Genomic DNA, 12049 nt, shown 5'->3' with positions numbered 1-12049 from the left:
TCAGTTACGCCTTCACCGGTATCCAGATCTCCAGTCCGCCATTGCCGCTGCGCGGATCGAATTCGGGTCCGTAGCGTTCGAATTCAGGGGCGTCCGATATCTCGTGCCCGGAGGCCGGCAGCCATTTGTTCCAGATGGTGTTGACCGTGCGGCGGATGGTCGAGATGTGCTCGCGATGGGTGAACACGGCATATTTCTGCGCCGGCACCCGCACGCGGCTGAATTCCTTGGGAAGGTCGGAAAAGTCGGTCACCTCGACGCCGGCGATGTAATCGAAATTGCCGGTATCGTCGCCGTTGACGCAGACGCCGTAAGCGACGTCGCCGGTCTCGCCCGGTATGTTGCCGATATAGGGGCCAAAGCGCTGCCATTGCATCGGAATGGCGGCGCTGGTTTCGCAACTGTAGCGTTCGCCGAGGCCGGCGATCAGGAACGGCCGGCTGGTCTCGAAGCGCGGCGGTTCGAGCTTGGCAAGAAAGGACTGGTCCATCAGGATCGGCTCCACGAGGTCGAGATTGTTGAGCGTGCCTTGCGCGCGCACCAGCTCCGGCGTGGTGCCGAACTGATCGCGGAAGGCACGGGTGAAAGCCTCATGTGAGTTGTAGCCGGCATCGAGCGCGACGCGGAGGATGTCGGGCGCCCCGGCGGCCAGCTTGCGGGCCGCTTCGGTCAGCCGGCGCGCCCGCATGTAGCCCATCACCGAGCGGCCGGTGGCGGCACCGAAAGCCCGTGTCACATGAAAACGTGACACGCCGCTGCTTTGCGCCACATCGTCGAGCGAGACCGCTTCCGGCAGATGGCTTTCGACAAACCATAAAGCTTTCTCTGTCGGGTTCATGTGTTCCCTCTTGATTGGCCCAATTTTCGAATTAGCAGCTCTCGCATTGGCAGGACCAGGGTGCCGTCTTTCTGTGAGGTCAGTTTGATCGAAATTGTGCCTCTCGCAAATCCAAACGAAGCTGTCGCCAGCCGATCTCGCTGCATGGCCACGCGATCACGGTTAGTCGCTGACCGGCCTCGCAACCGAATTTCCTCAGCGGCGCCTGAGACGAGAAATTAGTCGGAAATAGCCATCGAAGCGATTGCGCAAACGTTTCGATGGTCATAGGGTGACTCCCAATGCGCCATCAACAGAGCGCAATGGAAACACTCAAGACAGGGAGAAGCGCGTGCGCGTTGGGCTCCGATCGGGTTGTAATGGCAACCATGGCTGAAGTCGCACGCCGCGCTGGAGTGTCGGTGTCGACTGTTTCTCACGTCATCAACCGAACGCGTTTTGTCTCGCCCGCCAAGGCCAGGGTGGTCAACGACGCGATCGCCGCGATGGGCTATCAGCCCAATGAGTTGGCGCGGTCGCTGAAAGTGGCCTCGACCAACAGCGTCGGCCTGGCGATCTCGGCGATTTCCAATCCCTATTTCACCGACATCATCTGCGCGGTCGAAGCGGAATGCGCGCGCCTCGGTCTGATGGTGTTCCTCTCCGACACGCAGGAGGATCCAGACCGCGAGCTTTCGGTGGTGCGCGCCTTCCATCAGCGGCGGGTCGACGGCGTCATCCTTGCGCCGTCGGGCGCGCCGCAGCGAGCCATCGACTATCTGGCCGAGAAGAAGCTGCCCTGCGTGCTGATCGACCGCTTCGCCGACGATCGCTTCGACCAGATCGGCGTCGAGAACCAGTCGTCGATGCGGGCCCTCATCGATCACGTCGCCTCCTTCGGCCACAAACGCATCGGCTACATCGCTGGCCAGCCAGGACTGGCGACGACGCGCGAACGCATCGAGGCGTTCCAGTCATCGCTGGCGGCCAATGGACTTGCTTTATTTCCGCACTATGTGTCGCCCGAGAACGTCGACACGGCGAGCGCAACGGCATCGACCCATGCCATTCTGTCATTGCCTTCGCCGCCCACGGCATTGGTCACCGGCAACAACATGACGACGATCGGAGCGGTGCGGGCGATCCGCGAAAGGGGCCTCTCGATACCGGGGGACATCTCGCTCGCCGGCTTCGACGACTTCGAATGGGCCGACTGTTTCGAGCCGCGGCTGACCCTTGTCGCACAACCTTGCACCGAGATCGGCCGGCAGGCCGCGGCACTGCTGTCCGCCCGCATCGCCTCCAGTGGCCTGAAGCCGCAAGCGGTGCGGCTGCAGGCGACGCTGCATGCCCGTGAATCCTGCGGGAGACCGGCATGAGCGCGCCGCTGCTGTCAGTCACCGGCGCCGTCAAGCGCTTCGGCGGCGTACAGGCGCTGCGTGGCGTCGATTTCGACCTCAGGGCGGGCGAGATCCACGCGCTGCTTGGTGAGAACGGCGCCGGCAAGTCGACATTGATGAACCTTTTGTCGGGCGTCTACACGCCCGACGAAGGTACCATCCAGATCGACGGCAAGCAGGTAGCCTTCAACAATCCGCGTGAGGCTCAAGCTGCCGGCATCGCCACCATCTTCCAGGAGCTCGACCTGGTGCCGACGCTCGACGTGGCGGCCAACCTCTTCCTTGGCCGGGAGCTGATGCGGCCGGGCGGCTTCCTCGATGTGCCGGCCATGCGCAGTGAGGCGCGCAAGCGGCTCGAAGCCATCGAACTCGCCATCGATCCCGCCAGGCTGGTAGCCGACCTGTCGATCGGCCAGCGCCAGGTGGTGGCGATAGTCAAGGCGCTGTCCTACGCATCGCGTGTGTTGATCATGGACGAGCCGACGGCAGCGCTGACGGTGGCCGAGGTCGAACGGCTGTTCGATGTCATGCGCAAGCTCGCCGCCAGCGGTGTCGGCATTGTCTATATCTCGCATCGCCTGGAGGAGGTGCCACAGATCGCCGACCGGGTGACGGTCATGCGCGATGGGCGAGTGGCCGGTATCACCGAGCCGCACGCGCCGCAGGCCGAACTGGTCAGGCTGCTGGTCGGGCGCCCGCTCAACGAGCTCTTTCCAGCGCGCGCCAAGGCGACAGGCAGGGCGCTGCTGCATCTGCGTGACGCCACCTTCCACCTGTCGCGCGAAAGTGCCGGCTGGCAGGCCCCGACAGGCGTGTCGCTCGATGTGCATGAGGGCGAGATCGTCGGCCTCGCCGGCATCATGGGGGCAGGGCGCACCGAGCTGCTCAGCGCGCTCTATGGCACCGGCCTGTCCGGCCGCTGGCAAGGCGACGTCGCCATCGACGGCCGCCCGGTCAAGCTGGATTCGATCAAGGCGGCGCGAGCCGCCGGCATTGCCTTCGTCACTGATGACCGCCGTGGCAGCGGCCTGATGCTGCGCATGGCGCTCGGCCTCAACCTGGTCATGTCGGTCATCTCTCGCATCTCGCCCTTCGGGCTGATGTCGGCGCGGCGGCAAGCGGAAGCGGTCAAGCAGTCCTTCGGCCAGTTCGACATCAGGCCGAAGAATCCAGACATCGCCGTCGGCGCGCTTTCGGGCGGCAACCAGCAGAAGGTGGTGCTGGCCAAGGAGATCCTCGGCAATCCCCGGCTGCTGCTGCTCGACGAGCCGACGCGCGGCGTCGATGTCGGCGCCAAGGGCGAGATATACGCGCGGCTGCGGCAACTGGCGGCGCAGGGGCTCGGCATACTGGTCGCCTCCAGCGAGATGCCGGAGCTGATCGGCCTGTGCGACCGGATCGTGGTGCTGCGCCAGGGGCGCAATGTCGCGGAATTCATCGGCGGCGTCGACGAGCACACGGTGCTTGACGCGGCAAATGGCAGGGAGGCCTGATGTCTGAACAGAAGATTTCGGAGGCAAGCGGCCCTGTGGCCGCCGCACCGGTACATCGCGATCCGCTGGCGCTGATCGTGCGCTTCCAGAGCCTGATCGGCCTGGTGCTGGTGGCGATCGGCGGTGTCATCTTCTCGCCGCGCCGTCACGGAGAGATCCTGTTCCTCGACCCCGACAACATTGCCAACATCGTGCGCGCGGTGTCGGAGACCGGCATCATCGCCATCGGCATGACCTTCGTCATCATCACCGCCGGCATCGACCTTTCTGTTGGCGCGGTGCTGGGGCTGTCCAGCGTCGTCACCGCGACGATGATGATCTCCGGCGGCTTCGGGCTGATCCCCACCATCCTTGCCGTGCTTGTCATGGGCATCGTCTTCGGCACGATCCAGGGCACCATCTCCAGCCGTTTCCGGCTGGAGCCGTTCATCGTCACGCTGGCCGGCCTGCAGGCGGCGCGTGGCCTGGCGCTGGTCGTCTCGGGCAACCAGTACATCAACATTTCCTATGGAGACGGGCCGGGACTGGCACCGCCGGTGTTTGCGATCCTCGGCGAGCGGCTGTTCAACAACACCGTACCGGTCGCCACCATCGTCTTCATCGTCTTTGCCGCGATTGCAACGATCGTGCTCAACACCACGCGCTTCGGTCGCTATGTCTTTGCCGTCGGCGGCAATGAGCGGGCGGCGCGCATTTCGGGCGTGCCGGTGTCGATGGTCAAGATCAGCGTCTACGCGATCACCGGCTTCGCCGCCGCGCTCGCCGGCATCGTTCACGCCGGGCAGTTCAATTTCGGCAGCGCCAATGACGGCATGGGCTACGAACTGACCGCAATCGCCGCAGTGGTCATCGGCGGCACTAGCCTGTTCGGCGGCGCCGGCTCGATGGTCGGCACCGTCGCCGGCACGATTATGCTGGGTGCGCTAGCCAACATTCTGCAGCTCAACAATATCACGCCAGCCCTGCAACTGCTCGCGACCGCCGCGATCATCGTGCTGGCGGCAGTACTCCAATCCCTCGTTCGCCGCCGCGAGGGTTTGGGTCGCTAGGGAGGTCGGCGGCACGCAAGTGGAAGACTGTGAAACCAAGGTCTGGCTGCTGAGGCCCGACGAGGAGGAGAGTGAGTTATGAAAGCCATTAAAAGAGGATCGTGGCGTCTAAGCTGGCAGGCTGGCCTGCTCGCCGGGACGTGTATGTGCATGGCAGGTGTTGCGCAAGCCGCCGACCCGATGGTCAAGGCCTGTGCGAAGGACGGCCAGTTCATCATTGGCTTTTCGCAAGCCAACAATGCCGAACCCTATCGCCAGCACGTCAATGACGAACTGACCGCGGCGGCCAAGGAAGTGCCGGGCTTCACGCTGCAGATTGCCGATGGCGCCGGCAACGTCAACACGCAGACGTCGCAGGTCGACAACTTCATCACCCAGAAGGTCGATCTGCTCTTGATCTCGCCCTTCGAGGCGGCGCCGCTGACGCCGGCGGTGAAGCGCGCCATGGATGCCGGCATTCCGGTCATCGAACTCGACCGCAAGACGGTGGGCGACCCCGGCAAGGACTACACCGCCTTCATCGGCGGCGACAATTACAAGATCGCGCTCGAGGCCGGCAAATACACCGCCAAGACCTTGCTACCTGAAGGTGGCGAGGCGGCGGTGCTGGAAGGCCTGCCGAGCTCAACGCCGGCAGTGGAGCGGCTGAACGGCTTCAAGGACGGCGTCAAGGAGAATGCCAAGATCCAGGTCGTCGCCGAGCAGGCGGCGGATTGGGTGCCGGACAAAGCCCAGACAGCGTTCTCGGCGATGCTGCAGGCGCATCCCGACATCAAGGTGCTCTATGCCTCAAATGACATGATGGCGGCTGGCGCGCTGCTCGCCGCAAAGGGAGCGGGCAAGCAGGTCAAGATCATCGGCACCGACGGCCTGCCGGGTCCGGCCGGTGGCATCGAGGCGGTAGCCAAGGGCGACTGGGCGGCGACCTTCACCTATCCGACCGGCGCCAAGGAAGCGATCGAGATGTCGAAGAAGATCCTGCTCGATTGTGCCTCTTCGGTCGAACCCGTCGTCACCGTCGAGACCACGGCAATTACCGCCGAGAATGCAAAGCAGCTGATGGGCAAGTAGACCCTGGCTGCCAGCATCTTGGACCCATAGCGGAGTTCACACGAACCCGCTGTGGGTCCTTTCTCGAGCGATTCCAGCTCGTTGGCTGCATCGGCAGGCTTGGGGCTGGCTGGCTATTTCTTGACCGGCGTGCTGCCGCTGCTGGCCGCACCATCGGCTCGCTGTCCGGCGGCGAACGCCAGCGCGCGCCATCGCTCAGGAGTCCAGGATCCAGTTCCTTGACGAACCGGCAAACCATCTCGACCCAGTTTGATCGAAATTGCGGATGGCGCAAAATGGCGCCGCTTAGCGCCGCCCGGGCTGGAAGAGCCGGCGAAACCAGCGCCCGATCTCGCGCGGCAGATGGCGAAACGAGGTTTTTTGCCAGCCGCCCGTATCTGGAACACGCGCGCGTTTGTCGGGTGCAGGCAGAATGGGAACGATCGGCAAGGAGAAGGCGGCGTTGAGCGGCTGTTGCCGCCCCAGCCGCTCCCAATGGATCAGGCCGCGCATGATACGGTCCCATGCCAGCACTGTTGCCACGGCGGTCGACAAGTCGCCGTCTTCGGTCGGCTCGTGGCGCCGCGCGAATTCGGCATAGGCCTCGGCAATGTAGACGCTGAAGTCGAAATGGCCCGGATCGGGGTCGTAAGAATCGGTCAGTGCATAACGCAGTTGTCGCGTGATGAACGACACGATGTCGGTGTAGTTTTCGTGGTGGATGTGAATGCAATTTGGTGGCTGGAGGACGCGCAGGCGCCTGGCGCCAGTCAGCACTTGCGGCACACGGTGATTGCCAGGCTGCCATGCCACTGTACCCTTTCGAAAGAACCTGATCTGCTGGTCCGGGTAAAAGCCCGAGCCACGCATGATCTGGCCGGCTACCGAATTCCACCTTGGCAAGGCAAAGGCATCGATCTTGTCGCCATGGTCGTCGACAAGCTGCTGCATGGCTTCGTAGGCATCGTCGGCAAGGTATTCGTCGGAATCCAGAACGAGGACCCAGTCATGCCGCGCTTCCGCAAGATACTGGTTGCGGATATCGTCGACGGCATCGACGATGGCGCAAGACAGCACCCGGCAGTCGGCCGCGCGCGCGATTTCGACCGTTGCATCGCCGCTTTGCATGTCGATGACGATGCGCTCGGCCGCCCAACCTGTGGTTTCGAGTAGCCGTGGCAAAGTCGCGGCTGAATTGCGCGTATGAACGATCAGCGAGATGGCGATATCTTGCCTCATGCGCCTTCGTCTCCATCGATGGAATAGCGCCCGCGCCAGCGTTCAAAGAACAGCCTGCGCGATGCCCTGTGGCGATCAGGCCCTCGATCGGAGGTCGATTCCAAGTGCAGGGAATCCCATTTCTGGCCGCAGCCGATGCGCGCTCCCATCTGCCGCGCGCGCAGGCACAGATCCACATCCTCATAACCAAAGGGAAAGGTCTCGTCGAACCCGCGCAGGGCGGTAAAGGTTGCATGATCGATCATCAATGCCGCACCCGTTACAGCCTGCGGAAACGTCGTGGCGCGGCTGACCGATGAGCTTGGCCTGCCATGTGCATGGTGATAGGGGCCGCGCTCACCGGCATCGAAACGCACGCCGCAGTGCTGAATCGTGTTATCGGGCAGGACCAGCCTGGTGCCCAGGATGCCGACCGTTTCATGCCTTGCTATCTCGAGCATCTCAGCCATCGCGTTTGGATGCAGGAAGACGTCGTTGTTGAGGAACAGGTAGCGCGCCGCCGGCACGGCACTGGCGCCGCGATTGCACGCCGCGGAGAAGGAATGCCGGCGGTCGAGCCGTAGGATGCGGACAGCCGGCGTTGCCAGATCGTCTGCCTGGTAGGGCATGGCGGAACCGTTGTCGACGACGACAATCGCCGCGCGTCCGGGCAATGCTCGGGCCAGACCTGACTGGACGTGCAAGACGCAGGTCCGCAATAGCGCGGTCAGCCCGTAAGACGGTATAACGACACTCAGCTCAATGCCGCTCAGTTCCATGACAAGGCGTCTTTCAAACCAGCCAGCATGGCGCTTTCCAGTTTCCTCCTATGCAAGGCAGTGCGATAGCGGGACGCCATTGCAGCGCCGCGATCACGCAGTGCGGCGCGCCGCAAACCGGCGCCTTCCCCGCTGATGTCGTCAAGCACCATCGGCAAGCGTGCTGGCTCCGCAACGCATGCGGTGTCGCCGTCCCTTAGGTGTTCCGTGGCAATCGCCGGGACCGACACCACGACGCAACCGGCTGCCATTGCCTCCAGTGCCGGCAGTCCAAACCATTCCCCCACCGCCATCGCCAGGAAGAACCCACTGCGCTTCAGAGTTGCCGCGCAAACCTCTTCGGTCTCGTTGTCGATTGGCACGTAGCGCAGACGGTGTGCCTGTTTCATCGCCCTTTCGGCGATGGCGCCCTGGCGTGGCATGAAGGCCACCAAGCATGGGTCCTTGGCGGCGCCGTCGTAGAAAAAGGTATCGGCGATCGAGATGCCGACGTCGATGGCTTCGCGACCGGCCACGATCCTCGCATAGCGTGCGGCCTGTTCCCAGCACGATAGAATGGTCACATCCCGGTCGCGTAGCACCGGGTCTATCAGAGGGTCGGTGCCCTGGCAGTGGAAGATCAGCCGCGCTCCGGTTGCCTTCAGTGCCGGATAGTCGTGCGTCAGCGAAAAGACGAGCGTGTCGCTCGGACCTGCATTGGCAAGCACGTATTGCCTGTCGACCACCGGTTGGGCGCACCGGAACGACGACGGCGCAAGGCCGCCAGGGGTAGCGGCTGCAATCGGCACGCCAGCCTCCGACAACAGTTGCGCGAACTGGAAGCCGACCTTGATGCCGCCATGGATGCCGATGCCGGGCAGAACGTAATAGTTCATCTGCTTTCCATCCTGCGCCGCCGCCGGCGACGCCAGGCGCCCTTGATTGCGAGGCGGCGGAGCAGGACCCAATGCATCACCGCGAGCGTCGCGGCAAGAGTTCGACCGTAGTGCAGTCGAGCAAATTTGAGCCGCGCAGCGTCGATCAACCGGATCCTGCCGGAGGACGGGATATCCGCGCCGTGCTGGCCAAAATGCGGCAAGACATGATCGAGCCTTATGATCTCGAGCCCGCGTCGCGCCATTTCAAAGCCGATGGCAACGTCTTCCATGTAGCAGAAGTAGCGCTCATCGAAGCCGCCAACGGCGTGGAATGTACCGCGCCTGACGAACAGAGCAGCGGCGAGGGGCCAGCTCCAGCTTTCGAGGTCATAGCCGGGCAAGCGCTTCAGGCGCCTGGCAAGTTTGGCCATGCCGTTGTTGTCAAGAATGTCGGCCGTCAGCTTGAGCCTGGAGTAACCGGGCTGGCGGCCGGCTGTCGGATTGCCGTGCCAGTCGACATAGTCAGGCACGACCATCGCATCGGGTCTTTGGCGAAGTGTGGTGAGAGCCGCCTCGACCGCCGCCGGCGTCATCAGGCAGTCCGGATTGAGAAAGCACAGATGCATGGCGCTGGTGGCTGCCGCGGCCCGGTTGGCTGCGGCGGCGAAACCTTCATTGCGCGTGTTCCTGATGATTGTCACGCCCTCGCGCGTCACATGATCGAGTGTCCCATCGGTCGAGGCATTGTCGATGACGATGATCTGATGCTTTCGGTTCGCCAGGGCGTCGAGGCAGTAACCGATGACCTTGGAGGAGTTGTAGGTGATGATGATGAAAGCCAGTTCGGCAGCCTGTCCTGTCGACGTTTGTTCCAGCACGGGATCGGTTGGGCCGTCGCCAACAAGTGCGTGCATGGCCATGACCGTCTCGAATTCCGGACCGTTGCGGAAATTGCTGAAATGGGCGATCAGCGCGTCCTTGCGCGGGAAACCCTCATCCCAGTGGCTGCAATGGTTCCACTGCCAGGGCAAGGCGCGGCATCTGGCGGGCGCGACGGTGTTCGCCCAGACCTGGAAATAGGCCTGGTCGCCGAGCATGTAGGCTCCGGCCATGTGATCCGCGGGCAAGACGCGCTGTCTTTCATCCGCCCAGTCGAGGAACCTTCGCAGTTCGTCCCTGCAGGCAAGCACGACGCCACTGTTGAAGTAGTGGAAGGCGTGTCGGGGTGGCGGCTCCGCCGAGGCATCGATAAAGGCCAGCGACTGGCTGCGATAGTGCTCGAAAAAATCGTCGCCGCTCATTCCGGATCCGGAAATGCCGGTTTGCTCGACCATGCCGATCCGACGATCGCCCAGCGCCGCCATCATCTCTGCCGCTGCAAGCGGACGCAATAGAACAGCATCGACATCGACCTGGAGAATGATCGCTGCGCTGGTCTGATCCAGGCACCACGCCAGTGCATCGAACTTGGCGCGGAAGTAGCTGGATCGATGTTCCGGGGCCGAGAGACTGATCTGGTTGAGATGGATGCGCGGCGACTGGGGCAAGAGGGGCGCCACCGCCGAATCGGCGGTCACATAGATCTCGAAGTCGGTGTGTCCGAGAAAGGACGTCAGCGCTTCGCGTGCCGCCAGCGCATAGCCAGGCTTGCCCACCGCAAGCATGCAAATTGCAGCCGTCGGCTCGCTCATTCGGCCGGACCGCCACGCATGGCAGCCGGCACCTCTGGCGGTGTATGCACCAGATCCGGATTCGGCCGCGCACCAAGATTGCCCATCTGTTCCGGGCCGAAACGCTCGGTCAGCGAACCGTACGGTCGCTCCTTGATGCTGCGCGACAGCACCTGCCAAAGCTGCGCCGGCGAGCAGTCGGCGGCTGCTAACACCTCGGCGCCGCTGCCCTCGCCATGCAAGTTCTGATCCTTCTGCTCGCCGAGGCTAAGAATCCGTGCAGGGCTCGTCGACCTGATTGTCGCCACCAGCGATGGCGACGCTGCCGCACCGAAGAGCAGGGCGAAATCGACACAGCGCCCATTCACGCGCAACCACTTCGCAAGGTGGCTCCGATAGCGCCAGCCCCGGAAGACTTCAACGCCTTGTTGCTCAAGCGCCTCGACATGATGCTGCTCGAGCCCGGCCCCCTGAAGCCATAATTTCACCACCAGCCCACGATCGACGAGAGCCTCGATGATCCGCCGGATCCGGTCTGAACCAGAGCCCCCATCCAGGCGGGCACTTGGCCGGGCGACGACAAGGACAATTTTGCGTAGCGCCGCCTGCTGGCTCGCCAGCAGCCTGAATTCGCCTGTGATGAAATGTTCACGCGACAGAACATGCGCCCATCGCTCAACGAACTTTCGCTGGTTGACCCGCAGGAAGGACTTGATGCCGACCTTGGGATCCTTGCCATGCGAAAACCCTTCCAGATGATAAACGATCGACCGTGGTTGGTAGAAAGTTCGCAGTCCCTTCTCCCGCAGGCGGAAGGCAAGGTCGGTGTCCTCGTAGTAGGCAGGTGCGAAGGCTTCGTCGAAACCATGAAGCGCTGCAAAAATGCCGCGTCGGATCAGCAACGATGCGGCCGAGCAGTAATCGACCTCGCGAACATAGTTGTAGTCGCTGAGCATGGCATGGTCCGAGCGGCCATAGTTCCAGGCGGACCCGTCGCGCCAGATGACGCCGCCGGCTTCCTGCAGGCTGCCATCGGCATTGAGCAGCTTCGATCCGACAGCACCGCATTGCGGATGCCGGTTGAACAACTCCAACATTGCGTCCAGCCAGCCTGATGAAACGGCTGTATCATTGTTGAGAAAATGCAGGAATTCTCCGCTCGCCAGCGTCGCCCCGAGATTGCAGGCACGGAGATAACCGACGTTTTCTCCGGTGTCATGAAACCTCAAGCCGGGAATGCCGGCCAGCACTCCCATCTCCGGATCACCTGAAGCATCCTCGACGACGATGATCTCGATCGGAACCGAAGGAGGATTTGCCGCGATCGACCGCAGGCAGTGCAGCGTTTGGGCGAGGCCGCCGAAGGCACTGATGATGATTGACACGCAGGGTTCAGGCGGACGGTCGAACGCGAGACCCGCCGTGGAAATGTCCGTTGCGGTAAACACGGCTCGGCTTGCCGGCGCGATCGACGAGGACGATCTGGCGTCTATCCAACGCCCGATGCGGAAAACCAGCCCCTCGCTCGCTTGCCGTTTCAACGACCCGACGAGCTCCGGAAACCGAGAATATCAGCCATTTCGCGCGAGCCTTTCGCCATGAAGCTCGACCCCAGTGCTTCTTATCGTCCCGCTATGTGTTCCCATGAAAGTCGGCAGGTCAACCATACCGACTCACGGTATTTTCGCCCCAGTCGCGCGGTGGGCAAGAGTTCGC

10 protein-coding genes are annotated in these 12049 nt (G+C 63.0%); 4 read left to right on the top strand and 6 right to left on the bottom strand.

From position 1 onward, the window contains the following. Positions 1–4: 4 nt before the first annotated feature. Positions 5–838 (bottom strand): GyrI-like domain-containing protein, encoded by an 834-nt coding sequence (locus AC56QQ_RS22325; protein ID WP_497123395.1) that lies wholly within the window; start codon positions 836–838, stop codon positions 5–7. Between the two features lie 359 nt (positions 839–1197). Between AC56QQ_RS22325 and AC56QQ_RS22320 the strand changes: the two genes are divergently transcribed. From AC56QQ_RS22320 to AC56QQ_RS22305, 4 genes are all read left to right on the top strand, one after another. Further along, positions 1198–2196, top strand: coding sequence for a LacI family DNA-binding transcriptional regulator (locus AC56QQ_RS22320; protein ID WP_497123394.1), 999 nt, complete (start codon positions 1198–1200; stop codon positions 2194–2196). Further along, positions 2193–3710, top strand: coding sequence for a sugar ABC transporter ATP-binding protein (locus AC56QQ_RS22315; protein ID WP_497123393.1), 1518 nt, complete (start codon positions 2193–2195; stop codon positions 3708–3710). The genes AC56QQ_RS22320 and AC56QQ_RS22315 overlap by 4 nt, the downstream gene beginning before the upstream one ends. After that, positions 3710–4759, top strand: coding sequence for an ABC transporter permease (locus tag AC56QQ_RS22310; protein ID WP_256749766.1), 1050 nt, complete (start codon positions 3710–3712; stop codon positions 4757–4759). The genes AC56QQ_RS22315 and AC56QQ_RS22310 overlap by 1 nt, the downstream gene beginning before the upstream one ends. 78 nt (positions 4760–4837) lie before the next feature. After that, positions 4838–5830 carry a substrate-binding domain-containing protein gene (locus tag AC56QQ_RS22305; protein WP_497123392.1) on the top strand — a complete coding sequence of 331 codons (993 nt, stop codon included), beginning with the start codon at positions 4838–4840 and terminating at the stop codon, positions 5828–5830. 285 nt (positions 5831–6115) lie between these two features. Here AC56QQ_RS22305 and AC56QQ_RS22300 read toward each other — a convergent pair whose 3' ends face one another. From AC56QQ_RS22300 to AC56QQ_RS22280, 5 genes are read right to left on the bottom strand one after another with little or no spacing between them, the layout of a single operon-like run. Next, complete coding sequence (locus AC56QQ_RS22300) at positions 6116–7048, bottom strand: glycosyltransferase family 2 protein (protein ID WP_497123391.1); 933 nt, start codon at positions 7046–7048, stop codon at positions 6116–6118. Then, the gene (locus tag AC56QQ_RS22295; RefSeq protein WP_497123390.1) at positions 7045–7806 is read right to left on the bottom strand and encodes a glycosyltransferase family 2 protein; all 762 of its coding nucleotides are present in this window, start codon (positions 7804–7806) and stop codon (positions 7045–7047) included. The genes AC56QQ_RS22300 and AC56QQ_RS22295 overlap by 4 nt, the downstream gene beginning before the upstream one ends. After that, entirely contained in the window at positions 7797–8681 is an 885-nt protein-coding gene (locus AC56QQ_RS22290) for a glycosyltransferase (RefSeq protein ID WP_497123389.1), read from the bottom strand. Before AC56QQ_RS22290 ends, AC56QQ_RS22295 begins: the two co-directional genes overlap by 10 nt. Then, the gene (locus AC56QQ_RS22285) at positions 8678–10354 is read right to left on the bottom strand and encodes a glycosyltransferase (protein ID WP_497123388.1); all 1677 of its coding nucleotides are present in this window, start codon (positions 10352–10354) and stop codon (positions 8678–8680) included. The genes AC56QQ_RS22290 and AC56QQ_RS22285 overlap by 4 nt, the downstream gene beginning before the upstream one ends. Next, positions 10351–11718, bottom strand: coding sequence for a glycosyltransferase family 2 protein (locus AC56QQ_RS22280; protein ID WP_497123387.1), 1368 nt, complete (start codon positions 11716–11718; stop codon positions 10351–10353). The genes AC56QQ_RS22285 and AC56QQ_RS22280 overlap by 4 nt, the downstream gene beginning before the upstream one ends. Positions 11719–12049: the final 331 nt, after the last annotated feature.

This window comes from Mesorhizobium sp. RCAM 05099, assembly GCF_059683685.1.
Note: the sequence above shows the minus strand (reverse complement) of the source record. Positions and strands in the feature narration are given on the sequence as shown.

Excerpts from the sequence above, each read along its gene's own strand:
- AC56QQ_RS22320 (WP_497123394.1), top strand. The coding sequence starts at position 1,198 with ATGGCAACCATGGCTGAAGTCGCACGCCGCGCTGGAGTGTCGGTGTCG.
- AC56QQ_RS22295 (WP_497123390.1), bottom strand. The coding sequence starts at position 7,806 with ATGGAACTGAGCGGCATTGAGCTGAGTGTCGTTATACCGTCTTACGGG.
- AC56QQ_RS22285 (WP_497123388.1), bottom strand. The coding sequence starts at position 10,354 with ATGAGCGAGCCGACGGCTGCAATTTGCATGCTTGCGGTGGGCAAGCCT.
- AC56QQ_RS22305 (WP_497123392.1), top strand. The coding sequence starts at position 4,838 with ATGAAAGCCATTAAAAGAGGATCGTGGCGTCTAAGCTGGCAGGCTGGC.
- AC56QQ_RS22325 (WP_497123395.1), bottom strand. The coding sequence starts at position 838 with ATGAACCCGACAGAGAAAGCTTTATGGTTTGTCGAAAGCCATCTGCCG.
- AC56QQ_RS22315 (WP_497123393.1), top strand. The coding sequence starts at position 2,193 with ATGAGCGCGCCGCTGCTGTCAGTCACCGGCGCCGTCAAGCGCTTCGGC.
- AC56QQ_RS22300 (WP_497123391.1), bottom strand. The coding sequence starts at position 7,048 with ATGAGGCAAGATATCGCCATCTCGCTGATCGTTCATACGCGCAATTCA.
- AC56QQ_RS22290 (WP_497123389.1), bottom strand. The coding sequence starts at position 8,681 with ATGAACTATTACGTTCTGCCCGGCATCGGCATCCATGGCGGCATCAAG.
- AC56QQ_RS22310 (WP_256749766.1), top strand. The coding sequence starts at position 3,710 with ATGTCTGAACAGAAGATTTCGGAGGCAAGCGGCCCTGTGGCCGCCGCA.